Annotated in this window: 30 protein-coding genes; 23 read left to right on the top strand and 7 right to left on the bottom strand. The window is 40.1% G+C overall.

Annotated features, from left to right (window positions below; all coding sequences use genetic code 11):
* The first annotated feature begins 1 nt into the window (after nt 1).
* The 21 genes from R8N23_RS19955 (at nt 2) to R8N23_RS19855 (ending at nt 14,882) form a co-directional block, all read left to right on the top strand.
* Entirely contained in the window at nt 2–1,837 is a 1,836-nt protein-coding gene (locus R8N23_RS19955; RefSeq protein WP_318173371.1) for an efflux RND transporter periplasmic adaptor subunit, read from the top strand.
* Between the two features lie 320 nt (nt 1,838–2,157).
* Nucleotides 2,158–2,346, top strand: coding sequence for a hypothetical protein (locus R8N23_RS19950; protein ID WP_318173370.1), 189 nt, complete (start codon nt 2,158–2,160; stop codon nt 2,344–2,346).
* A gap of 78 nt (nt 2,347–2,424) precedes the next feature.
* Nucleotides 2,425–3,225: a prohibitin family protein gene (locus tag R8N23_RS19945; RefSeq protein ID WP_318173369.1), complete on the top strand. Its 801-nt coding sequence runs from the start codon at nt 2,425–2,427 to the stop codon at nt 3,223–3,225.
* Between the two features lie 32 nt (nt 3,226–3,257).
* Nucleotides 3,258–3,860 carry a DUF3347 domain-containing protein gene (locus tag R8N23_RS19940; protein ID WP_318173368.1) on the top strand — a complete coding sequence of 201 codons (603 nt, stop codon included), beginning with the start codon at nt 3,258–3,260 and terminating at the stop codon, nt 3,858–3,860.
* Between the two features lie 129 nt (nt 3,861–3,989).
* Complete coding sequence (locus tag R8N23_RS19935) at nt 3,990–4,424, top strand: hypothetical protein (RefSeq protein ID WP_318173367.1); 435 nt, start codon at nt 3,990–3,992, stop codon at nt 4,422–4,424.
* A gap of 296 nt (nt 4,425–4,720) precedes the next feature.
* Nucleotides 4,721–4,999, top strand: coding sequence for a potassium channel family protein (locus R8N23_RS19930; RefSeq protein WP_318173366.1), 279 nt, complete (start codon nt 4,721–4,723; stop codon nt 4,997–4,999).
* A gap of 76 nt (nt 5,000–5,075) precedes the next feature.
* Nucleotides 5,076–5,744, top strand: a complete 669-nt coding sequence (locus tag R8N23_RS19925; protein WP_318173365.1) for a hypothetical protein — start codon at nt 5,076–5,078, stop codon at nt 5,742–5,744.
* Nucleotides 5,741–5,962 (top strand): DUF302 domain-containing protein, encoded by a 222-nt coding sequence (locus tag R8N23_RS19920; RefSeq protein ID WP_318173590.1) that lies wholly within the window; start codon nt 5,741–5,743, stop codon nt 5,960–5,962. The genes R8N23_RS19925 and R8N23_RS19920 overlap by 4 nt, the downstream gene beginning before the upstream one ends.
* Nucleotides 5,905–6,126, top strand: coding sequence for a DUF302 domain-containing protein (locus tag R8N23_RS19915; protein WP_318173364.1), 222 nt, complete (start codon nt 5,905–5,907; stop codon nt 6,124–6,126). Before R8N23_RS19920 ends, R8N23_RS19915 begins: the two co-directional genes overlap by 58 nt.
* 101 nt (nt 6,127–6,227) lie before the next feature.
* Nucleotides 6,228–6,701 (top strand): hypothetical protein, encoded by a 474-nt coding sequence (locus tag R8N23_RS19910; protein ID WP_318173363.1) that lies wholly within the window; start codon nt 6,228–6,230, stop codon nt 6,699–6,701.
* 81 nt (nt 6,702–6,782) lie between these two features.
* A complete protein-coding gene (locus R8N23_RS19905) occupies nt 6,783–7,565 on the top strand; it encodes a helix-turn-helix domain-containing protein (protein ID WP_318173362.1) in 783 nt (260 codons plus the stop codon).
* A gap of 6 nt (nt 7,566–7,571) precedes the next feature.
* On the top strand, nt 7,572–8,069 hold the full coding sequence (locus R8N23_RS19900) for a hypothetical protein (protein WP_318173361.1): 498 nt from the start codon (nt 7,572–7,574) through the stop codon (nt 8,067–8,069).
* Between the two features lie 145 nt (nt 8,070–8,214).
* On the top strand, nt 8,215–8,787 hold the full coding sequence (locus tag R8N23_RS19895) for a hypothetical protein (RefSeq protein ID WP_318173360.1): 573 nt from the start codon (nt 8,215–8,217) through the stop codon (nt 8,785–8,787).
* Between the two features lie 206 nt (nt 8,788–8,993).
* Entirely contained in the window at nt 8,994–9,368 is a 375-nt protein-coding gene (locus tag R8N23_RS19890) for a cytochrome c (RefSeq protein ID WP_318173359.1), read from the top strand.
* A gap of 12 nt (nt 9,369–9,380) precedes the next feature.
* Nucleotides 9,381–10,550 carry a hypothetical protein gene (locus R8N23_RS19885; protein WP_318173358.1) on the top strand — a complete coding sequence of 390 codons (1,170 nt, stop codon included), beginning with the start codon at nt 9,381–9,383 and terminating at the stop codon, nt 10,548–10,550.
* Nucleotides 10,551–10,560: 10 nt separating this feature from the next.
* Nucleotides 10,561–10,875 (top strand): hypothetical protein, encoded by a 315-nt coding sequence (locus R8N23_RS19880; protein WP_318173357.1) that lies wholly within the window; start codon nt 10,561–10,563, stop codon nt 10,873–10,875.
* A 3-nt stretch (nt 10,876–10,878) separates the two neighbouring features.
* Nucleotides 10,879–11,418: a cytochrome c gene (locus R8N23_RS19875; RefSeq protein WP_318173356.1), complete on the top strand. Its 540-nt coding sequence runs from the start codon at nt 10,879–10,881 to the stop codon at nt 11,416–11,418.
* Between the two features lie 28 nt (nt 11,419–11,446).
* Nucleotides 11,447–11,689 (top strand): hypothetical protein, encoded by a 243-nt coding sequence (locus R8N23_RS19870; protein WP_318173355.1) that lies wholly within the window; start codon nt 11,447–11,449, stop codon nt 11,687–11,689.
* Between the two features lie 331 nt (nt 11,690–12,020).
* A complete protein-coding gene (locus R8N23_RS19865; protein WP_318173354.1) occupies nt 12,021–12,884 on the top strand; it encodes a restriction endonuclease in 864 nt (287 codons plus the stop codon).
* 150 nt (nt 12,885–13,034) lie between these two features.
* A complete protein-coding gene (locus R8N23_RS19860) occupies nt 13,035–13,598 on the top strand; it encodes a YceI family protein (protein WP_318173353.1) in 564 nt (187 codons plus the stop codon).
* An 18-nt stretch (nt 13,599–13,616) separates the two neighbouring features.
* Nucleotides 13,617–14,882, top strand: coding sequence for a hypothetical protein (locus tag R8N23_RS19855; RefSeq protein WP_318173352.1), 1,266 nt, complete (start codon nt 13,617–13,619; stop codon nt 14,880–14,882).
* A 343-nt stretch (nt 14,883–15,225) separates the two neighbouring features.
* Here R8N23_RS19855 and R8N23_RS19850 read toward each other — a convergent pair whose 3' ends face one another.
* The 7 genes from R8N23_RS19850 to R8N23_RS19820 all read right to left on the bottom strand — a co-directional run bounded on the left by R8N23_RS19850 (nt 15,226) and on the right by R8N23_RS19820 (nt 21,252).
* The gene (locus R8N23_RS19850; RefSeq protein WP_318173351.1) at nt 15,226–15,861 is read right to left on the bottom strand and encodes a DUF2911 domain-containing protein; all 636 of its coding nucleotides are present in this window, start codon (nt 15,859–15,861) and stop codon (nt 15,226–15,228) included.
* Between the two features lie 366 nt (nt 15,862–16,227).
* Entirely contained in the window at nt 16,228–16,374 is a 147-nt protein-coding gene (locus R8N23_RS19845; RefSeq protein ID WP_318173350.1) for a hypothetical protein, read from the bottom strand.
* On the bottom strand, nt 16,364–17,503 hold the full coding sequence (locus tag R8N23_RS19840) for a saccharopine dehydrogenase family protein (RefSeq protein WP_318173349.1): 1,140 nt from the start codon (nt 17,501–17,503) through the stop codon (nt 16,364–16,366). The genes R8N23_RS19845 and R8N23_RS19840 overlap by 11 nt, the downstream gene beginning before the upstream one ends.
* A 7-nt stretch (nt 17,504–17,510) precedes the next feature.
* The gene (locus R8N23_RS19835; RefSeq protein WP_318173348.1) at nt 17,511–18,083 is read right to left on the bottom strand and encodes a hypothetical protein; all 573 of its coding nucleotides are present in this window, start codon (nt 18,081–18,083) and stop codon (nt 17,511–17,513) included.
* Nucleotides 18,084–18,103: 20 nt separating this feature from the next.
* The gene (locus R8N23_RS19830) at nt 18,104–20,110 is read right to left on the bottom strand and encodes a copper-translocating P-type ATPase (protein ID WP_318173347.1); all 2,007 of its coding nucleotides are present in this window, start codon (nt 20,108–20,110) and stop codon (nt 18,104–18,106) included.
* Nucleotides 20,111–20,239: 129 nt separating this feature from the next.
* A complete protein-coding gene (locus R8N23_RS19825) occupies nt 20,240–20,845 on the bottom strand; it encodes a DUF4136 domain-containing protein (protein ID WP_318173346.1) in 606 nt (201 codons plus the stop codon).
* Between the two features lie 170 nt (nt 20,846–21,015).
* Nucleotides 21,016–21,252, bottom strand: coding sequence for a GDCCVxC domain-containing (seleno)protein (locus R8N23_RS19820; protein WP_318173345.1), 237 nt, complete (start codon nt 21,250–21,252; stop codon nt 21,016–21,018).
* 191 nt (nt 21,253–21,443) lie between these two features.
* Here R8N23_RS19820 and R8N23_RS19815 point away from each other — a divergent pair, with 191 nt between their 5' ends.
* Together R8N23_RS19815 and R8N23_RS19810 are read left to right on the top strand one after the other, a co-directional pair.
* Nucleotides 21,444–22,019, top strand: coding sequence for an AraC family transcriptional regulator (locus R8N23_RS19815; protein ID WP_318173344.1), 576 nt, complete (start codon nt 21,444–21,446; stop codon nt 22,017–22,019).
* Between the two features lie 81 nt (nt 22,020–22,100).
* The gene (locus R8N23_RS19810; protein ID WP_318173343.1) at nt 22,101–24,350 is read left to right on the top strand and encodes a heavy metal translocating P-type ATPase; all 2,250 of its coding nucleotides are present in this window, start codon (nt 22,101–22,103) and stop codon (nt 24,348–24,350) included.
* Nucleotide 24,351 lies beyond the last annotated feature (1 nt).

Raw genomic sequence — 24,351 nt, 5'->3', positions numbered from 1 at the left:
GATGAAAATATTAGAAGCCTTAAAAAATAAGAAATTGCTAATCAATATAGGAGTATTGATTGTAGGTGTTCTATTGGGATGGCTCCTTTTCGGTGGTTCAGGTTCAAAATCTGCTGAGATGCTCCCCGAAGAACATTCAATAGAGGAACATGAGGATGGAACAGTTTGGACATGCTCAATGCACCCTCAAATAAAAGCAGACAAGCCTGGGAGCTGCCCTATTTGCGGAATGGAACTTATCCCCCTGGAAGATGAAGGAGATGAAGATGGAGATGCACAATTCACGGTCAAACTTTCTAATGCTGCTATGAAAATCGCAGAGGTTGAGATGAGTACCATCGAAAAGAAAGCTCCATATAAAGAAGTGTATTTACCAGGGAAGGTTATGGCAGATGAGCGGAAGATTTCAGAATTGACTTCTCGGTATCCTGGAAGGATCGAAAAGCTCTTTGTAAACTTTACAGGCGAAAAAGTGAGAAAAGGACAAGTCTTAGCTAAGATTTACTCACCAGAGCTAGTCACGGCACAGAGGGAATTGTTCGAAGCAATGAAGTTGAAGGAAACAAATCCCAACTATTATAAAGCCACACGCAACAAATTAAAGCTTTGGGACTTAACAGAAGAGCAGATTGCCGCGATTGAGGAATCAGGAGATGTTGATTTCTACTTTGACGTATTGTCACCCATCACAGGTACAGTCACCATGCGCCATGTAACACTTGGTGACTATGTAAAAGAGGGGTCTGCATTGTTTGAAGTGGTAGACCTGCGACATGTATGGGTAATGTTTGATGCTTATGAAAGCGACATCCCCTGGATCAAACTGCATGACAAGATCAAATTTAGAATTAAATCCATACCAGATCGAGAATTTGAAAGCACTGTGACCTTCATTGATCCGGTGCTAGACAGGATGTCCCGAGTAGCGGGGGTAAGAGCAGAACTGAAAAATCCAGGTGAATTACTCAAGCCCCAAATGTTAGCAGCGGGATTATTGAAAACAATGCTGCCTGGATCAGGAGATCAATTGGTTGTGCCTAAATCAGCTGTATTGTGGACAGGTAAAAAAGCCGTAGTGTATGTAATGACCAGCGACCACAACAATATGTTCCAATTCAGGGAAATCGAACTTGGTGCGGAAGCCGGTGACTACTACATAGTAAAATCTGGCTTGCAACAAGGCGAAATGGTTGCATCAAATGGAGTATTTAAAATTGATGCTGCTGCGCAGTTGAAAGGTGAAAAGAGCATGATGAACCCTGAAGGTGGCAAAGTATCCACGGGGCATAACCATGGAGGCACCAGTGAAGAAAAGAAGCCATCGGCTCCTGAACATGAAGGCCATGAAACAAGCAGTACGGAGAACACCATGAAAATGGACATGTCTGTGGATGAGAACTTCAAGAAGCAGCTAACAGAAGTTTATAAAGCTCAGTTGATATTGCAGCAAGCTTTTCTGGCCACTGATGCTTCCAAGGCTAATGCTGAAGTTTCAAAAGTACAAGATGCTTTAAAAAAGGTAAACATGAGCCTGGTCAAGGGTGAAATGCACAACCATTGGATGAGTGGGTTAAAGACACTTACTGAATCATTAGATAAAATAGAATCATCTAAGGACATTAAAAAGCAGCGACTAGCTTATGCTGATTTCAACGATGCTCTTTATAGTGCAATAAAGATGTTCGGTACGGTGGGAGAAACAATCTACTATCAATTTTGTCCCATGGCCAGAGACAATGAGGGTGCCTACTGGCTAAGCTCGGTTGAAGAGATTAAAAACCCTTACTTCGGTGATGCAATGCTGACATGTGGCGAAAACAAAGAAGTGATTAAGTAAGCGGTGAGTCCCTGGTCACTGGATCCATACCAGGGATTTTATTACGCTTAAAACCAGAAATAATAAGCACATGAAGGCATGTTGTAGAGTTGGTGAAGAGTCACCACCATCTAAGGGGAAAAAGATCCTGAAATGGGGTATTTGGTTGATTTTGATTCTAATAGTTGTCGGGTTAGCCATAGCTGACACTATGGGCTCTTGATAAAAGAATGTTAGGTTCTACGATTATAGCCAGATACATTAAATCAAAACCCAAATACCATGAAAATACAGGAATCTGTACCCGTTGTGATTGATAAGTAATAATCAAAAAATCAACAATGAAAATAAAAACTAAAACCTCTTGGTTAGAATACAGCAAGATCATCCTTAGGAAAGTAAGCTTCAGCCATGAACTCTTCAAGAAGGAATTTACCAAATCATTGGATATGCTCGCAGAAAATGAAAGCAGAGAATTGAGAGTATGGTGTTTGGAGAATTTTGAAACTCAGAAAAATGGAACATCATAAACCTAAGTCAAAATTCCATCAAAATAGGATACCTACAACCCGTACTGATGAGCATGTCAAATTAAAACATCAGAGACAATGAAAACGAAAATTAGCATTTTAAGTGTAGCAGTTATTGCAATGTTCGCAGTAGGCTGCTCAGTAGTGAGACCCGGCACACATGCAATGAAGTGGAAGCCATACGGAAAAGGTCTTCAAACGCAAGAAGTCTTTAAGAACGGAGTGGTCTGGCATATGCCCTGGAATGGGGTGGTACGTTACAGTGTTCAATGGCAGACTTACACAGAGGATGTAGCGGTGCTCACCAAAGATGAACTCCATATCCCTATCACGGTTTCCGTAACCTTAAGACCTATTGAAGCGGAGCTTGCACAACTTGAATTGGAGATTGGTCAGGATTACTACAAGAACGTAGTTAGGCCTGAGTTTGTAAGCCTAACCAGGAACATTTTTGCGGACTATGAATACAAGGTTGTTTCGCCAAAAAGCCCTGAGATTGAAGCTGAAATCTACAAACAATTGATAGTTAAAATCGAGGGAAAACACCTTGAGATTGATAATGTGACCGTCGATCATATAAAATATCCCGAGGTTGTCACTTCAGCCGTAGATCGAAAATTAGCTGTAGAGCAAGACATACAGCAAAAGGATTATGAAATAAAGATAGCTGAGAAGCAGGCTGAAATACAGCGCATACTTGCCAAAGGCCAACGAGATGCCCAACAAATTATAGATGCCGGACTCACACAAAAGTATTTGCAGTATAAGGCTTTGGAAGTACAAGACAAACTAACCACTAGCCCAAACACAAAATTCTTCTTTATCCCAATGGGTAAAGATGGGTTACCTGTAATTGTGGATACTGGAGATGGTAATTAATGAATTAAAAGAAACACTTAACAAAAATTAAAATGAAAAAACAGATAATGATGATAGCTGCCCTCTTTGTAGCATTGGGGGCATATGCACAACATGACCATAGCCAAAAAGAAGGCTCAAAAATGGATCATTCTATGCATGCTGGAATGACCCCAGAGAGTGGTCAGGTCATGACTTATGATACTCCTTCAGAATTTCGGAATCAACTCGGTGAGGTTTACAAAACCTCACTAGTATTGACAGAAAACTTTATAACCGGTGAGGGAAATGATATATCCAACACCAGTGCACAGGTAAAGGAAATTCTGAAAAAAGTAGATATGAATCTGCTCAAAAGCTCCGAGGCGCACATGGACTGGATGATGAATTTGAAGGAAATGAACAGTGCATTGGAAACTATCTCCAATACTGCTGAGACCAAAACGCAGAAAACAGCCTACGCCTCTTTTAATCAGGCACTTTACAAAAGTGTTAAAGCTTTTGGTACGACTGAAAGCACTATTTACTATCAACATTGCCCTATGGCATTAGATAACCAGGGAGCCTTTTGGCTTAGCAATAGTAAAGAGATCCGAAACCCTTATTTCGGCGGTAGCATGCTGACATGCGGAAGTACGAAAGAGATGCTCAATTAAGAGTCTGATTCGAAGGTCATAATCCTTCGCATGAAGATGTAGAACACATCCTGGCTAAGGGATACCGCTTCAGCAGAAAGGTCAGTGAAGTTGTGCGGTACTCTTAGCACAGGGCCAAAATGAGAAGAAATGAACCGAAAAAGAACATCAAAAAGTAGGAAGTTAAGGGTAGATCGAGAATCCATATTTACACTGTCATTCTTTGGACTAGTGGTGCTAGGGTTAGTGGCTTACCAGATCTACGACAACACCTCACCTGCTACTTGGGTATCAACAGAAGAGCAGCTACCCAACAACAAAGTCTGTATGGTCAATGATGCATACATGGGAGTCGATCAGATCGAGGTTCCAGTAGCCGATAAAATGTACTATGGATGCTGCGAAATGTGTGTTGACAAATTGAATACGTTAGAGTCCGTCAGATTCGGTACAGATCCTTTCACTGGAGAAAAGGTAGACAAGGCAGATGCCTTCATTGTACTAAAATCCAAGTCCACAGGAGCAGTACATTACTTTGAGTCCAAAGATACTTTCGAAAAGTATAAAGAGGAGAGCGAAAATTAGTGCAAAAAGACAGTAGCTCCATACCGTCCAAAAACCTTACAATACCATCTGTGCTGAGGGCGCTGGCAACAAGGGAAATTAGCTTGATACTTAGTCTCCTGGTAGCGTACAACCTACTCCTATGGGCAATACCTCACCATGAGTATGCTTGGATTCTGTCAAAGATCGTAGTATTGTTTTCTGGGCTTAAAGTCTATTACCTTCTGGCCTTTTCAGTCAAAAGGTTAAAGACATGCCTTGTTTGCTGTCAATCTTTTTATGAAGTATTGGGAGTCTATGCCCTTATTTTAGGCATAATGGTTGCATCGTTTGCAGTGGATTACTATTGTCTTATGAGTTGCATGCCTAACTCATTTTTACTGGCGCAAGCCATCACAGACCCCCTCACACTCGCCTTTGACTTCTTATACTTTAGTATCGTCACCTTTGCAACAATTGGATATGGCGACATTGTGCCCTTAGTATGGGAAGCTAAACTGCTCGTGCTATTAGAGATCATATCCAGTTTTATCATGATCACATTTGTGATTTCCAATTTGCGTAAAATCAACAATACAACACCGAATAAAAACTAAAATATGAGAAAAAAACACTAACTACTACATTAGAAAAACAGATAGATATCTGGGAGTATTCCTGGGAATCCAATTTTTGTTCTGGACTATAGGCGGACTTAACTTTAGCTGGAGCAACCTCGATAAAATACATGGAGACCACCTTGTAACTAAGAAAGGTGGACTTTCAATTTCAAAAGATATCAACCCTCCAGCAAGTATTTTGTCAGCTATAAAAAATGACGAAAACGCACAAATATCCAGGGTTGAGGTAGTAGATCTGCTTGGTGAACCCTATTATTTATTTCACCTGCCTAATGGGAAACTTAAATTATTTTCAGCTGCAAAAGGTCAGTTAAGAAAGCAGCTCGCTGAGTCGGAAGCAATAGCCATCGCTAAAGAATACATCACATTTGAAGCTGAAATCAAAGATGTGCAATTGTTAACCTCGGTAGGTAAAAATCATGAATACAGAGAAAGACATCTCCCTGCATGGGCTATCACCTTTGACTATGAAAGCCAACCTGTCATTTATGTTGATGCTGTAACCGGGCAGTTTGAACGAGTAAGGCACAATAACTGGCGTGTCTTTGACTGGCTCTGGATGTTACACACTATGGACTATGAAGCCAGGGACGACTTTGGGAACCGGTTACTGAAAGGATTCTCCATTTTGGGTTTAATTACTGTCCTGTCCGGCTTTTTACTATTTACAGTAACATGCAATAAAAGGGAATTCAAATTTCTAACACTCAAAAAGTCATGAAATACTACATAAACAAATCAGTAAAAGGCTTGTCATTTGAGCAAGCAATTGACAAGGTTACCAAAGCGCTGAAAGATGAAGGCTTTGGTATCTTAACAGAAATAGATATAAAGGCTACCTTGAAAAACAAATTAGATGTGGATTTTAGGCCTTACATATTTTGGGTGCTTGCAATCCGCCTTATGCGTACAAAGTACTCAAATCAGAGGGTTTTATAGGGTTAATGCTCCCATGCAATGTAATAGTCAAACAAGAGGCAGATCATATTGATATTGCGGCAGTGGATCCACTTACTTCAATGCAGGCAGTAGAGAATGAAAACTTGGAGATAATAGCGCTGGAAATTAGAAATAAGCTAGAGAATGTGATTAGCAACGTCTAATAGAATATATGATTTACGTCATATGTGAAGGTCAACAAATATCATTTTATCTATCATTAAATAATATCTTCTTTGGCATATCTTAGTATAGGTATTTATTTATGTTCATTAGAAAACTCAATATCTACAGAAAAAACATCGCATTGACCTTGTTAATTGCATTGACAAGTGTTTTCGTATGCGATTTTTTATGTGATGTAGGGATCATGAATAATTCTGTCACACATGGAAATGACTCTCATCATAGCCATGAGGTAGTGGCTTCAGAAGATCATCATAAACACTCACACGATCATGAATCGGCTCCATCTGAGATGGATACGGCTCACGGAGAGTCACAAGATGAAGATTGTTGTGAAGAAGAAACTAACAAGCTTTACGCCAGTTTAGTAAAGCATGAAATACCAAAGTTTGATTTGGATCAGGAGTTAGTACTTTATACAGTGCTTTGGATCTCTTTGCCCCCAATCAGCTTCAATCATAAAGAAAAAAATCCCCATAGACTGAATAGTGCTCTTTCCCCTCCCATTGGAGGTTATTTTGCACGTATTCTATTCCAATCATTCCTTCTATAGGCCGGTAATATTGATTTTATCGCTGCGGGTACACATTCCTGTGTCTCCACTTTCTTTTTCTCACTAAAAATCAATATTGCCATGAAAACTTTCACAATACAAATAAAGAACATGGTATGCCCCAGGTGTATCCATGTTGTAAAACAGATTTTGACAGATCTTGGGATCCAATATAATGAGGTGGAACTTGGTTATGCTGTATTAGGGGCAGGACAAGTACTGAATCTCCAAACAGTAAACCAAAGATTAGAAGCACTGGATCTAGGACTTGTTAGAGATACCAATGAAGTAATAGTTACAGAAATAAATAAGGCCATTCACGACTATATGGATAACATAAGTCTATTAAGCCATAAGCTTAAGTTGTCGCAATACATTTCACAACAACTGGCCCGAAACTACCATCAACTCAGTAAAATCTATAGTCAATACAAAGGAGAGACGATAGAACAATACTTTATTGAACTTAGGACTAACAAAGTAAAGGAGTTGGTCAAACAAGGTAAACTTAACCTCAGCCAAATTGCAGTTAATGTTGGGTACAGCAGTATTCATTATCTATCTGGTCAGTTCAAAAAATACACAGGGAAATCACTATCAAAGTACAAGCAGGAGTGGGAAGCATCTTTGAGTAGCCTTGGGGATACCAGTAGTAAATCACTAGACGAAACAAAAAACAACGAAGATCGTGAATGCGATTGTGGATGTGAGGGATGTGATTGCGAAGGAAACAATGGATCCTTCCCAGATGGGATTAACTCTCATACCCCAAATTCCATCCAGGATAAAAACGGTTCATCCATGCAAGCTTTACAAATCCCGTTGGAAAACTTCGGTGAATATAGAGTGCATACTTCATCCTGATGGAAAATGGAGAGTATCAGCAAAAGACTAAAGGAGTTCAACTCCGTTAAGGGATATTTTTTGTCCGACAAAAGAGCACTTAACTACATCAACACAAACCTGGGGATCTGGGACAAGCACACACTCAATGGCAAGATTGGAGCATTGGGTATTAATAGGCTAGTCCCAGATCACCAATATGGATACTTTTTGCAAAGTATAGCAGATGATGATGTTCGACAGGCTGTCATGGATGGAGATTTTAGCATCTTCAAAATACTCTTTCATGAGCTGTCCTATCTGGACGAAGCAAAGTTTATTATCACACGATTTCTTTGTGCTCATAGGCCAAACTACTTCCCGATATGGGATGTACGAAAAACGCTGATAAATAACTGGCAACTTGAAAATGGCAATCTCACCTACTTAGACCTGAAACTAAAAATAGACGATTTCATGACTGAAAACGAATTATCAGGTCTTGATTACTTCCTATTCAACAAGCTACTTTGGTATTGCGAATAGGAGTCTGAGGTTGGATCAGAATATCACAAATCATATTCAAAATTTGGTAAACGCAACCCTTCCGGTCAAACCTAACTTGCAGTAGCTGCTTTGGATTATGATAAGCTGCATAACAATAGACTAGGAATCTAAATAATGATCGTAAATGTTCTGCAAAACACCTCGCATTATCTGGTACCTTTTACTCATTGCCTTTTCCCATGCCTCCGTAGGACAGCAGTACTTTACCAATGAGGGTAAAGCCAACATTCATTTCCTGGTATCCGGTGAGCTGGCCACAGCTACCACAGACCAGGTAGAAATCATATACAATGAAAAAACCGAAACGGTTTGGATTACCTTCCAGGTAGAGTCGTTCCAAATGGAAAATAAGAAATTAAGAAAAAAGCTGTTTAAGAAAAATAATGCAAAATTCACACTTAGAGGGGAGGTACCTTTTGACCACATTATTAACAAAGATTTTGGCTTTGGACAATTCTCTTTTATAGGAAGAATATTTAATGATCACGACACCAGTCCTGTTGTCGCCTCCGGGCGTGTGTCTCTCTCTCAAGAGAAAGAAAATCATGGATACCAGTTTTCAATTTCATGTGGAATTGGAACCAAATGGTTTGGTCAAAAATTCTTAGGTAGGTCTGAATTCCCCGCAGTAAACATTCATGTTACGAACACCTTTTTATCCCCGGTTTCGGCACAGCCAAAGCTCACAAAAAACTGATTTTTTTAATGATTTGAATCTATTGTATCTACCCTTTTGGTAGAAGTCAAAATTCCTTAAATCATAACCACAATAAGGTAAATGATCAGTAGGCTTTACGCTTAAGTTTACTATCAACCACAAATAGGAGACCTTGTTTCTTATTTATGTGGTAAAGAAGGGCATGAAATCCTCGATTTTCTGAACATTAAAGCGAATGATCAAATATGAAAAGTGCACTAATAATTGTTTTTTTAATGGCTTTGGGAACCGCACAGGATGCATGGAAAGCTCCACCGGAAGCTGATAAACTGAAAAACCCTTTGGTTGGAAAAGAAGAGGCAATAAAAGGTGGCAAAAAGATCTTTGCCACCATGTGTGCCATTTGTCATGGTGAAAAAGGAAAGGGAGATGGAATTGCCGGTGCAGCGCTCAATCCCAAACCAACCAATTTTACGAACACCGCTTTTCATTCGCAAAGCGATGGAGCCATCTTTTGGAAAATCACAGAAGGCCGTGCTCCTATGGCAGCATACAAGGCTACTCTTTCAGAGGAAAAAAGATGGCAGTTGGTTAGCTACATAAGAACTCTAAAACAATAAAACTACTAGCTTATGAAATACAGATACTTTTTAAGCTCTGCGTTGATCATGCTTGTTTTAATTGAAGCAGAAGCACAAAATCAGCCAGGCACACTCAATTCCAAACCTGGCGACAGTCGGTTTTTGCTACGTGGCTACTCAGATGCAACATTTATGTCCAACGATGAAGAAACGACTTTTGGAAACGCCCGTTTCGTACCATTGTTTTTGTACAAGCAGTCCGATAAATTGTTCTTCGAAGGAGAGTTAGAATTCGGCATAGAGGATGGAGAGGTTGAAATTGCACTAGAGTATGCAAACTTCAATTATAGTCTTGCTCCCAATTTAAACCTCAGAGCGGGTAAAATTCTTATTCCATTTGGGATCTTTTTCGATAGACTGCATCCCTCTTGGATCAATCGACTACCTACCGTTCCACTTGGCTATGGACATGATGGCATACTCCCAACCTCAGACTTGGGTGCTGAATTAAGAGGAGCTTCCTACCTGGGAGGAATGAAGTTCAATTACTCACTATACGTAATGAACGGCCCGAAAATAGAAGATGGTGAGGAAGAAGCTGAAGAAGTAGGAATGATCGTACACGAACCTGACGAAGATAACAATAATAACAAGGCAGTCGGAGGACGATTAGGTTTGTTTCCACTTCGAGATCAGTCGTTGGAATTAGGATTTTCGGCTCAATCAGCTAAACTTGGAAACCGTGATTCGGAACTAGAAGATGTAGGTGCATTTCTTTATGCGTTTGACTGGACATATGTACGCAAAGTCTCTTTTTTGGGAGGGATCATTGACCTAAAAGGACAGGTCAATTTTATCAACGTAGATGACCAAACTTACGAAGTAGAAGAAGATAGCGTGATGGAATCCTACACATTTGATAACAAGTCCAATTCCACTTTTTTTCAATTAGGCTATCGGCCAACATTTGGTTCCAGCCAATTGGTCAAAAACCTTGAACTAGTAGGCCGATATTCTACACTTAATACCCCAGAGGAAGCTCCATGGGAATCTGAAAGCACGCAATTAACCTTGGGGCTTAATTATTGGATAGACTGGAGAACAGCAATCAAGTTCGCTTACCAAATGGACAGTGTGACAGGAGGACATGCTGAAGATGGAGAGGAACCGGAAGAGTTGGATGTAAACACCTTCTATATACAATGGACTTTAGGCTTTTAAATCCTGAAAAATGAAGAATATCAATAAAATACTACTCTTAATTACTGTTGTAGTCTTTGTGGCTACTGTTTTCACACAGTGTGCTTCGCAGCAAAAAGCTACTAGCAGTACTGACAATGCTTCTAAGGGAACTCCTGAGTATGTTTTGCAGAAAAGTGGTGCTCAGCTTTGGGCTGAATCTTGTATTAGATGTCACAATACTGCTTCACCAGCTACATTCAGCGATACACAATGGGACGTAGCACTTAAACACATGGAGATTAGGGCACAATTGACTAAGGTGGAAGCAGAAAAGATCCTTGAGTTTATTCAATCTGCAAATTGACCAATGGAAGTAAAAAAGGTACGTTACTTTCTGATCTTGGTGGCACTAGGTTTTAGCTATGGAGGTTACACTCAGGAAGTAGACGGGTCGGGCATATTTGCTACCAACTGTGCAGCTTGCCATACTATTGGCCAAGGCCAGTTGGTAGGGCCTGATCTGAAAGGAGTAAGCGACAAATATGAAAAGCCATGGATCACGCGATTCATTCGTGAATCCCAAACCATGGTGGAAGAGGGCGATGAAAAAGCAGTAGCTGTTTTTAATGCGTATAGCATGATACCCATGCCTTCTACGCCTCTGAGCGATGAACAAATTGATGCATTATTGGATCATATCGCTAAGGTAAGTAAAGGAGAACCTGAGCCTGAACCTATAGTTGTCGAGAAAAAAGTTACTACTCCTGCAAAGACACAAGAAAGAGTTCGCCCAAAAATACCGGATGATCAAAGAGCTGCCACAAGAAAAGCTATAATGACTGGCTTTTGGATTGCATTTGCTGCCATATCACTCATGGGTATTGGTATTTGGTGGGCAACCAGATAATATGATAGGTGTACAGTTTTCTAAGAGTATGAGACAATTATTTTACCTCATTTTTTTTCTCACAACATACAGTGGAGCAATTGCTCAAAGAACCTACGTGACAAAGCAGGCTTTCATGGTGATCAAGGCTTTCAAGGGTGATTCATTAAATACCTATCGGTTCAACAATATTGTGGTGATCCTGGATTATGAGAAGGCCTATGTAGATATGAGTTTCAAGCTCGATGATAGTCTGGACGATATAGTGCCGTCCAACCGTTTTTTTTTCTGATCATGATGCGAAAATCACTACACGATTATCCATACCAAAGATTGAAACACAGCCTCATCCTGATTGGGATTTTCATACAGAAGGCGAGCTATATTTCAATGAAAAGGTCTACTACATGGCTGGCAATGGAGAATTAAAACATCATGATGGTAGCCAAACACTAGCGTGTTATTTAATGCTACGATTAGAAGCGATGGAAAATTTCGAGCTGATAATGGAGCCTTTTGGAAAAGTGAAAGAACTTCATTTGTTTCAGACAGTTCTAAGTCAGAAGTCCCTCGATGAATTTGAGAGAGGTGGTTATTAATTCATTACAGGCTATTTTTTGTTTATGGTCATTACAAAATACACAGGAGACAAAGAAGAGTTTTCTGAAGAAAAACTCATCAGTGGATTAGAGAGTTCGGGGATAGAACAGCCAGCAGTTACTTTTATTTTGAGTGAAATCAAGAAAGTACTTTACGAAGGTATCCATACAAAAAGAATCTACCAGGAAGTCCGTAGATTATTACTAAAATACTCCAATGAGTATGCGTCAAAGTATCGACTAAAGCAGGCAATACTAGAGCTTGGCCCTAGCGGATACCCCTTTGAAGCCTATGTGGGTTCCATCTTCGAAGCTATCGGGTATGAGACCCAAACCAATGTAATTGTAGCGGGTAAGTGTGTACATCACGAAGTGGATGTAGTGGCAGAAAAGGATGATCATCACTTTATGATCGAGTGTAAATTTCACAACCGGCATGGTTCCAAAACAGACGTAAAAGTCCCCTTGTACATCCAGTCCAGGTTTAATGATGTAGAATTTAGTTGGAGAAGAAAATCTGGGCGTAGAGACAAATTTCATCAAGGATGGGTGGTAACCAATGCTCGATTTACTTCGGATGCTATTGCTTTCGGAGAATGTGCTGGCCTGAAAATGCTAAGTTGGGACTATCCCGAAAATGAAAGCCTTAAAGTACTTATCTCTTCCTATGGACTGCACCCTATTACATGCTTATCATCGCTAACCAGAGAGGATAAAAAACGCTTATTAAAGAAAGGCATTGTCCTTTGCCGAACAATATGCGATCAGCCTGATATCCTCTTACAAATTGGATTCGAATACAGCAAAGTTCGAAAAGTAGTCCGCGAAGGAAAGCAGGTGTGTAAAGTTGGTGTGAAAGTCGGCAATAACTTAACTTCCAAAAATTGACGCATCTCATTTTTTGACATGACTTAAATCATTTTTCAAAATTCGGTAAAGATCACCCAAAATTTGATAAATACTACACCCTGACTCGCTCGTATCTTCACTCATGATATCAGAATCAAGTGATCTGATGGACAATTAAAAAGTGGTGATATGAAAACATTTCTAAGGATAACCTTCCTGCTACTATTTGCCAATACCGCCTTTTCACAGGCCCGTTTTCATGCAGATAAAAGCAGCATGACCTTAAAAGGCACATCCTCTTTGCATGACTGGAAGTCTGACGTTTTGGTAGATCAAATGAATGTTGAATTACATGTGGAAGATGCTGATTCCCTCATTTTAGGCCACCTAAGACTAAACGTTCCGGTGAAGTCGATCAAAAGCGGGAAAGACATCATGGATAATAAAACCTATTCTGCTCTTAAATATAAGGACTTTCCAACCATAAGCTATGAAGTAGAAGTGTTTGACTACAACAATAGTGAAGTGATCGCCTCCGATGGCAAGTTGAAAGTTGCTGGAGAAGAGCGGAGTGTCCCTGTCAGGGCGGTATACAACAAAGAAAATACAAGCAGGCTCATGACTTTCAAAGGTTCGGTTTCCTTCAAGATGTCGGACTTCAATATTGAGCCCCCCACAGCCATGTTAGGCACATTGAAAACCGGTGATGAAATCACCATATCATACAATATAACGTTAGAATTCAATCTTTAAACACAAAATAAATTAACTATGAAAACAAGTAAAACCAAGCATATATGGATACTGGTCTTTTCGCTACTAGCAACTGGATCAGTGTATGCACAACAACCTTCCATTGGTTTTTTCAGACCGAATGACAAGCAAGGACTTAACACTTTTGAAACGGCCAAGGATGACACGGTTAAGTTTGAAGGATTGAGAGTACGTATTGGGGGTGATTTTGCCCTTCAATTTCAGGGACTTTCTCAATCAAATGATCTGGTAGGAGACACTTTAGTAGACCTTTCATCTAATTTCAACCTCCCCTCAGCAAATTTGAATCTGGACGTTCAACTTGCAGATGGATTGAGAATGCACTTAAGAAATTACTTGTCCTCTAGAAACCACAATGAAGGATGGGTGAAAGGCGGTTATCTACAAGTAGACAAACTTGATTTTATTCAAGAAGGACTTTTAAGTGGATTTATGGAAATAGCCACTTTGAAATTTGGTATGGATGAAATCAACTATGGTGACACACATTTTAGAAGGTCTGACAATGCACGAGCTATATTTAATCCTTTTGTTGGAAACTACATTATGGACGCTTTTACCACAGAGCCATTTGCAGAATTAACACTTCAAAAATCTGGTTTTTTAGGCGTTATAGGTGTCAGTAACGGCAGACTGAATCAAGAACCCATTTCTGGTGATGATGGCATTGCATTTTTTGCCAAGTTAGGATATGACAATCAGGTTAACGATGATCTGCGACTTAGATTAACTGGTTCCATTTATAGCAGCTCTAGTAAAAGTACACGTGACTACCTATATAATGGTGACCGGGCAGGGGCGCGTTACTACAGTGTATTGGAAGGAATTAATGATTCTCGAGTAAGTGCATTTCTGCCTCGATTTAATCCAGGCTTTGGTTATCAGACAGCTTTTCAGATTAACCCTTTTGTCAAATTTCAGGGTTTAGAATTTTTTGGAGTACTTGAGGTGGCCAACAATGGTGACGATGCTATTGGGGGCGGGTATACTCAACTTGGAGCAGAAGTCATCTACCGTTTTGGTAGTTCGGAGCAGTTATATCTAGGTGGCCGATATAACAGCGTGAATGGTGAATCTTCGGATGCTACACCTTCCATGGATATTAGTAGACTAAACATTGGAGGCGGGTGGTTCATGACCAATAATGTACTGACCAAAATTGAATATGTGACTTCTAAATATGATGGCGATGGATTTAATGGCTCAAAGTTTCAGGGAGCAGAATTCAATGGTATTGTGATTGAGGCAGCAATTAGTTTTTAGTTAGGTTTGAGTAGAAGTAAGAGTGAGGTCTGCTGGAAACAGCAGACCTTTTTTTGTACAAAAGATGACAACTTTGATGATTCAGCTCATTTACGATGCAATGGAATGGTAGCTGAAGAAGTAGAGTGGCATCTTCCAGATAAAGGGTTTATAACCCAATTGTCATACTCAAGCCATGTATAGAGTGCTTGAAGCCTATTTCTCAAGAAAAATCATGAGTAAAACACGACTGCAATGGCTATAATGTCAATTTTAAATCGTGACTATTGACCCTAATTTTCATTTAACATACCATCTATTGATCTTAACCCAAAAATTAGTAGAGTAATAACTTTTATCTTAATTAGTCATTCACTTTAAAATCAAAACTCACTCGGACTTTTTCCCACTCAAGTGAGATGTCTCCACCATTATCTGCTCTGGTCACAGTATAAGTCAGTTCTTCCTTTGTTTCTGGAAGTTCCTCGGGTGCTACAATGAATCTCATTACATCGTCATCAATCGAGTACTCATCAGCTCCATGTTGATCCCAGTTTTTGTTCAGTATGATTGTCCATTTTTCTTTTCCAGGTATAGTGAAGAGACCGTACTTACCTTTAGGTAGTACCACTCCATTTATAAGAAGTTCTTTGTTAGTATCTAGCCAGGTGGCTCTATGTGCCCCAGACACCCAAACTTCATCATAAGCTACCAATCCTCCGAAAACCACACGACCTCTTACTCGCGGTGATGAGTAATCAATATGTACATGTGCCCCTTCCACCATTGCCATCGCACTCGTGTGCGGGCTCTTAGCATTACTCCCAGATTCAGTAGCTGTCTCCTTCTCCATGGAGTGACCTTCATGTTCCTTGGATGCTTCTTCGGTGGGGTGTTCGTGATCATTTCCATGATCATCCTCGTTGGATTGCGAACTTTTACTTGTGCATGATGACATTATAAAAGCCATAATAATCGCAGTGTAGAATACTTTCTTCATAGGTATTTATTCATTTAGTTATTGATAAAATTTCTTACATTATTTAAACCGAAGCTTGTGAGCCTTTCCAAATTATCTGCAACTTCGTGAGAATTGTAAATGGACAATCTTCCAGTTTGAATTTTCCGATATCATCGCAAATGTGACCAAGCCTCTTGATGAGATGGAATCACCATCCATAATTGCAGAGAGATTATAGAACCCCCTGACAAGAGCCATAGCATCTTTGTTGAAGGTTTCGTTTATTTCAAAGTTCATATAGAAAGACTCAAAAGCTTCAATTTCATAGCCTAGGTGACCGTCTCTATAATGTTCCCAAGACTCATCTATAGATCCTTGCTCATAAATTTTGGCATCTTTTGAAAATTAGGGATTGAGATTGATGAGTTGTCGGTCATTGATTGCTTTCTCAACAATGGATATTACCTCTTCAGAGCCAGGTGAGTTGCTTTCTTTCTGATTACAACTAATCAGAAAGGCGATAGTCAATAAGTATAGTGTGCTAATTTTCATTTAGGTGTATTAAAAGTTGTTGTTTTGTATTTTCAATTTGAACATCATTACTTTCATCAAATAGCCTGGCACCTTTGATATGCTTCAGAATGTCTTTTGGTTCGAAAAGCTCTTCAATATGGTACACTCCTGGATTGGGTTTTAACTCAAGAAGTCTTCTTGCTACAAGTGTTGCCACCTCTGCAGTAATCTGAGCCTCACCATTACCTTGGATTGCCCCATGACTAAAAACTTCCTTGCCATTTTTCACTCCCCGAACAGTTACTTTAATCGAATACACATCCGAACCCAATTTCAGGTTTTTCAGGAGGAACTTAAACGAACTTTTTATTATAGAATATTTCAACAATTTGAAAAATCTGATCTGTGCAAGTGCAGCCACTAACCAAGTGGTGACTTTACTCTCAAAACACATTCTTGTTCGAACTTCAGGGATGCCCAGGGTTTTCTTTAGTACATGTTGGTCAGAAAAATTAAATGCATATGCGGTGCGTTTACCCAACTCCCGAGGAAAGATTACACTTTTACCATCTTGAAAACTTAGTACCAGTATAGTGGATCCGCGGAGATTTAATTCAAAGTCATTTTGTAGGTTATTGAGGATCCATTCTATTGAACCATCACCATGATCTTCTCCTAATCCAAATAGCAGGTTGATTTCTGCTTTTTCCGGGTAATCCATTTCCCTACTACATTGCTTTACTAACAGATTGGATATTCCTGGATCAAGACCCACACTGATAATTCCGCTAGCGTTATTTTCCTTTGCCTGACCTTTTAACCCATCTAAATTATTGATAAGCACCTGGGAGGCAGTAATATCTATGTAATTAATCCCTGATTTTAGGCAGTGTTTTGCAAATTCTGGAGACAGAAGATCTAAAGACATTATCACCATTCCCACATCATTTAATTCATGATTAGCCCAATCTTTTGAAAGGTCCAGCTGACGAGGCAGCACTTTGCCTGATGTTCTTATACTGAATTTTTCAGCTTTGCCTAGGCTTCTACCAGCTGCCACTACACTTCCTGGATAATACTTGGCCAGGATCAGGCAGATTCTGCTTCCTACATCACCATAGCCACCTACGACCAATATTTTTTTGTTCATCTCTATATCAATGTCCATTGATTAGCTAATTACCGGTGATTGCCAATACTCGGTTTACCTTGTACATTTTGTGGTATTTGTCGTATGAGGTCAGGTCTTCGCCAATGAAAGTTTCATCCAGTTTGTCATGTAAATCATGGTCATCAGCAAATGCTTTCTTAAGGTTCATTTTCGTAAGTCTAAGAATATGACCATTGTTTACCGAGAAGTAATAAGTTGGAGGTATGGGCCCGTCATCAAAATGGAGCTCCTCTTCATCCTTTTTATAGATGATTATAGATCTTGACTCGGCTATTTGATAATCATCCTTTCCGTGAACCCTCCAGTCTTTCCCATCACAACCCCTATACCCGAAAATTTCAGACCGATCATGAGTGAATTTTTCACCACGGTGAACCACGATAAACTTGTCTCCCTTCCATGTGCCATGAGGACGGATCTTGTGCGATTCTTCAGAGCAGTTAATTGCATACTCCATCTCACCATTCAAATAATCCTCAAAGGTCATATAAATACCACTCGTTACAGATTGGGACATTCCCGCTTGACCAATTGCCATGAGAATTGTAAAAATTATTGTCTTGATTAGCTTTATCATAGCATTAAAATTTTGAATCTTCATTTCGTATCGGCCATTACCTTCTTCTTCAGTAATTGAGCGTTGATTGCTACAATAACCGTACTTAAACTCATGAACACTGCACCCACAGCAGGGCTTAGTATAAACCCAACACCATATAGTACTCCTGCGGCTAGTGGAATGGCGATGGCATTATAACCTGTCGCCCATGCCAGGTTTTGAATCATTTTTTGATAAGTGGCTTTTCCAAAAAATATCAGATTGGCTATATCCTTTGGATTACTATTAACTAAAATAATGTCTGCTGTTTCAGCCGCTATATCAGTACCGGAACCTACCGCTATACCCACATCGGCTTGTGCCAGAGCAGGTGCGTCATTTACACCGTCACCAGTCATGGCCACAAACTGGTCTTGTTCCTGTAGTTTCTTGACAATCTCCACCTTTTGATGTGGCAGCACCTCGGCATAGTAGCCATCCAGTCCCAAATGCTCACTTACAGATTTGGCAACTTTTTCATTGTCTCCAGTAGCCATCATTACCTTGATCCCTTCGTCCTGAAACAGCTTTATCGCCGTTTTACTTTCTGGGCGCACCTCATCGGCCAATGCAATGAACCCTGACAGCTTCCCATCAATTAGTACAAATACAACCGTTTCTGCAGCATTCCCAACCGCTTCTTCAGGCGCTTCAATGCTTTCATCCCGAAGGTATCTTGGGCTCACAACCATCACTTTTTTGTTATGCACATTTGCTTGTATCCCTTTCCCTGTAATTGCCTTGAAATCCAGCGCTTTTGGAATTGCCTTTGAAAGACCGGCAGCTTTCTTCACAATTCCTTCTGCAATAGGGTGTTCAGAGTTTTGCTCAAGTGTTGCCGCCCAAAGCAGAAGCTCTTCATCATTAAATTCATGAATGAAAGAATGAAAACGAGTAACCCCAAATTCCCCTTTTGTTAGGGTTCCAGTTTTATCGAAAACGAGTGTTGAAATTTTCCGAGAATTCTCAAATGCTGTTCTATTTCGAATTAATAGTCCGTTTTGGGCAGACAATGAGGTAGAAATAGCCACTACTAATGGAACGGCCAGACCTAGCGCATGTGGACACGAAATTACCATCACGGTCACCATTCGCTCAAGTGCAAAAACAAAGTCGTAACCCAGAATCAGCCACACGGCCAATGTTGCAAATCCTACGGAGAGTGCAATGTAGGTAAGCCATTTTGCAGCTCTGTTAGCGAGATTCTGAGTTTTGGATTTGGTTTTTTGAGCTTCCTGAACCAAGGTAATGACTTTGTTCAAATAGCTTTCTTCTCCGGTATGCGATACTTTGATGGTAATGGAGCTATTGCCGTTTATCGACCCTCCGATTACCTTATCATCCATACCTTTCTTTACGGGGACTGATTCTCCGGTGAGCATGGATTCGTTGACATGGCTCTCGCCTTCAGTAACGACGGCATCTGCCGGGATTTTTTCTCCTGGTTTTACCAAGAGGAGATCTCCTGGCTTTACTTCTTTCAGAGCAATGTCCCTCGTACTATCGCCATCAACCAGATGTGCTTCAGAGGGCATCATATTCACCAATAGCTCTAAGGCTCTTGACGCACCCATCACGGATTTCATTTCGATCCAATGCCCTAAAAGCATGATATCAATTAGGGTAACCAGTTCCCAGAAAAACATCTTGCCCTCCAATCCAAATACCACCGCAGAACTGTAGAAATAAGCGACTCCAATTGCCACAGCTATCAGAGTCATCATACCAGGGTTTTTGTCTTTCAGCTCTTCATACAATCCCTTTAGGAAAGGCCATCCCCCATAAAAAAAGGCAACCGAGGATAAACCAAACAGCACGTACCGGTCGCCCGAAAAACCCCAGAAAATGCCCAAGAACGACTGAATCATTGGGGAGAGTATGAGTACCGGTATGGTAAGTATTAAGGAGATCCAAAAGCGCTTTTTGAAGTCTTCGATCATGTGTGCATGGTGATCTGAATGATCGTGATGTTCGTGTTGGTGATCTGTATGTTGAGTATGATTCATTAAAGTCTTTTTAAGGTTCTGTTATATAAAGAAAATAGATGTTTCTTATTTTATGATATTTTGGTTAAAACTTATGATATTTTGAAATGTAGAGTCTGGTCTCCTTCTCTGATAATTTTTTGCTAACACTTATTCTTTAGAGATTTTTATTGGAAACCGTTTCATTAGTTTATGGATGGCAGGGTGCAGATGATTATACATGATATTTGGGTCATATAGATCTCCCTGTGCAACCCCCTCCCAAACCTTGCGGTTGGTAAGTCTGTCTATTGCGGTCAATTTTGCTCCCCCATGTGCATACTGTATTACTTCAGGTTCAGGATTCTCTTTACCCCACACGGATCTGCCGGTAACTTTGCCATCGTAGATGTAAACTGTTGGTGCATTGTAATACTCAGCATCGTAGTAGTCTGGCCAATTCCTGACTTGAGGAACTTCCACTGCTCTTGCATGACTAAGCCACTCGATTCGTAATAAAAGCTGTGGGTTTATGGTATCAGGTTCAAGTTGTCTCTGAGCCATGCAATGGCCGAAATAGTTTCGGGTTTTTTGCCGGATAAAGTCGTTATTGTAATCTGATTCGCTGACGTTTTCAACATCAGGCAGCCAAGCGTAGGTTTCATATTGAGAGAAATCTACAGTCTTATCTTTTGTGATCTGGACATCTTGGTACACATTGCATGATGTAAAAAGAAACGCTGCACCTGCTAATAATATATTGGTAAATTTTGTCATAGTTAGGTATTGGTCTCCGGGAAAACCGGCCTGTCCCGAGCTTTGCGCTTAAGGCAAGCCAGTCATACCCCAGAGGTTTGGGATTAGAAAACCTTTACTCAAAAAAACTACTAAAACCTCCAAAGGTCTTACGATGTTTTAAGTACGTTTTATGAAATTTTGAGAAAGTATTAGGAACTATCCAAAGAACTTCTGAGTATGTCCCAGAGCTGCATCTTGGGGTACTTTTCAGACCCATAAGAGCAATAGACACAACATTGATCTTTGTTGGTCGTCATTACACTTTCGCAGTGAATACAGACTATTTGATGCACCTCTTCTATCAAAGGCATTTCTGTAACAAATGCGTGCTGACAGTCATTGCAGATAATAAGCGTGACCATCTGGGTCTTGGGAAGGTTCGCCATGATTATTCTTGTTTAGGTAGTAAGAAGAGAAATAATCAAGTTAGGCATTTATGATATTGCGATAAAGATTTACGATTTAATCCTCGAATTCGATTGTAGCTACTACAAAAATTTCGTAACTCATTTCTGGAATTTCGCAAATTTTTTAATCAGGGATTTTCGTACATTGTGAATATTCAAACTTAGGTATGGTGTCAGAAATTTTATATATAAAAAACATGGTATGCAATCGCTGCATCCAAGTGGTAAGAGAGGAACTTTCACAGTTGGGAATAGAGGTGGTGGATATCCAACTTGGAGAAGTGAAGCTTGCAGAGAAGGTTAACTTAATACAGCTAGATCAAATCCGTGAGGTGCTCATGGATCGAGAATTTGAATTATTGGAGGATAGTAATAGCAAGCTCATAGAACACATAAAAACCGCTATCATTGATCTTATTCACAACCCTGAAATAACGATAAATCAGAATGTTTCTCATTATCTGGAACAGAGAATCGGCAAAGATTATAGTTACTTAAGCAACTTATTTTCTTCTGTCGAAAATGTCACTATTGAGCGATATCTGATTTTGCAAAAAGTCGAAAAGGTAAAAGAGCTTCTCATCTATGATGAATTGACGCTAAGTGAAATATCTTACAAACTGGATTACAGCAGTGTTCAATACCTTTCCGGGCAGTTTAGAAGAGTGACAGGCATGTCACCTTCAGAATTTAGGAAGCTTACAACAAAAGAGAGATTACCCCTTGACAAGGTAGCTACCCAATAATCTCATAAACCTTTACAAAAATTGCATAACAAGTTGTCCTAGAACCACCGATACCTTTGCTTTTATACAAAGTGAAGTATTATGGACATGAAAGCTGAAGAAGAAATAGATGCAGTAGTAAAAGAAAGTTATGGTGTTGTTGGGATGACCTGTGCATCATGTGCTGTAAGTCTTGAATCTTATCTGAAACCAAGTGAAGGTATTCGTGAGATATCAGTGAATTATCCCAATAAATCAGTGGCTTTGACCTTTGACACAGGAATTATTGCTCTTGACCAGATCAAAAGCAAGGCACTAGAAATAGGATATGAAATTCTGACCGGAGATGAGGCTGAACAGCAGGAAGTCCTGGATCAAAAAGAGGACAAAAGGCTTGAGCAGCTTAAATCAAAACTAATTTTTGCGGTGGTGCTTTCCAGCCCTGTTTTTGTAATGGCCATGTTTTTTATGGGGCAGGTTCCTTATGAAAATTGGATCATGCTTGTACTCTCTGCCCCTGTACTGTTTTGGAGTGGCTCGGAGTTTTTCTTAAACGCCTGGAAAAAATTACAACACTTTTCATCCAATATGGATACACTAGTTGCTCTGAGTACAGGTGTGGCTTTTGTATTTAGTTTTTTCAATACAATCTATCCACAATTTTTCCTTGACCACAGTATTACACCCCATGTTTATTATGAGTCTGCGGTAATTATAGTGACTCTAATACTCCTGGGGAGGTATCTTGAAGAACGTGCCAAGGGGAAAACATCGTCCGCTATAAAAAAATTGATGGGTTTACAGCCTAAGCAGGTAGTGGTCTTCAGAAATGGTGAGGAAATATCCATTCCTATAAGTGAGGTGGTGAAAGGAGAGCTAATATTGCTGAAGCCCGGAGATAAAATCCCCGTAGACGGTAAAGTCAAGCGTGGTGACTCCTATATTGATGAAAGTATGATTACCGGAGAACCTATTCCGGTACATAAACTTAAGGGGGAACAAGTCTATGCAGGTACTGTAAATCAAAAAGGTAGTTTGCAAATACTGGCCAATAAGGTGGGTGGAGAAACACTCTTAGCACAGATCATTCAGTTGGTGAAATCTGCACAGGCGAGTAAGCCACCCATTCAAAAACTGGTAGACAAGGTGGCAGGAGTATTTGTGCCGATAGTAATTGGATTGGCGTTGCTTACATTCTTCATGTGGTACTTCCTTGGGCCGGATCCTTCAATCACATATGCCTTCGTGACATTGATCACTGTGCTGATCATTGCATGCCCTTGTGCTTTAGGCTTGGCTACACCCACAGCGTTAATGGTTGGAATCGGCAAAGGTGCAGAGCAGGGAATATTGATCAAAGATGCACAAGCTCTGGAAGTGGCCTATAAGACTAATGCATTGGTATTAGATAAAACAGGTACAATTACTCAGGGTAAACCTCAAGTGACTGATGTTAATTGGAAAAACAACTCTGGCAAAGAACTGTTCGAAGACATACTACTAACTATTGAATCCAAATCAGAGCATCCCATTGCCGAGGCTGTTGCACAACACTTAAGAAAGAATGGAAGCAAGCCGGTCGATATAACATCATTCCAAAGTATCACTGGTCAAGGGGCGAAAGCCAAATATGAAGATGAGTGGTTTTTTATTGGGAATGATGAGCTAGTACTGGATAATAACATTGATTTCAGCACAGAACTACAAACCTTGGCGAGTGAACTGAAGAGTCAGGCAAAAACCGTCGTTTTGTTTGCTGACCATCATGAAGTACTTGGAGTAATGGCTATTGCGGACAATATCACGGAATCTTCAAAACAAGCAATTCACACCCTTAAAAAAATGGGGATCGAAATCCACATGCTAACAGGGGATAACCAGGAAACTGCTGAGGCTATTGCAAATCAGGTTGGAATAGATAATTATCAAGCTCAAGTCAAGCCAGCGGACAAAGGGGCTTTTATCACTGATCTTCAAAGTCAGGGTAAAATAGTAGCAATGGCAGGTGATGGAATCAATGATTCTCATGCGTTGGCTCAGGCAGATATTGGTATTGCTATGGGTAGTGGGACAGATATTGCTATGGAAAGTGCCGGTATTACATTGATGCACTCAGACTTGCTGCAAATCACTCGGGCCATTACTCTTTCCAAGGCCACCATACGCACTATAAGGCAGAATTTATTTTGGGCATTTATTTACAATGTGATAGCCATTCCGGTAGCTGCTGGTGCGCTATTCCCATTGTTTGGATTTCTATTAAATCCCATGATAGCAGGAGCGGCCATGGCAATGAGTTCAGTTTCTGTAGTCTCCAACAGTCTAAGATTGAAAAACCAAATCGATAAATAAA

The sequence above is a fragment of the Reichenbachiella sp. genome (assembly GCF_033344935.1).
Classification (GTDB): Bacteria; Bacteroidota; Bacteroidia; order Cytophagales; family Cyclobacteriaceae; genus Reichenbachiella.
The sequence above is the reverse complement of the archived record's forward strand: the minus strand, read 5'-3'. Positions and strand labels throughout refer to the sequence as shown.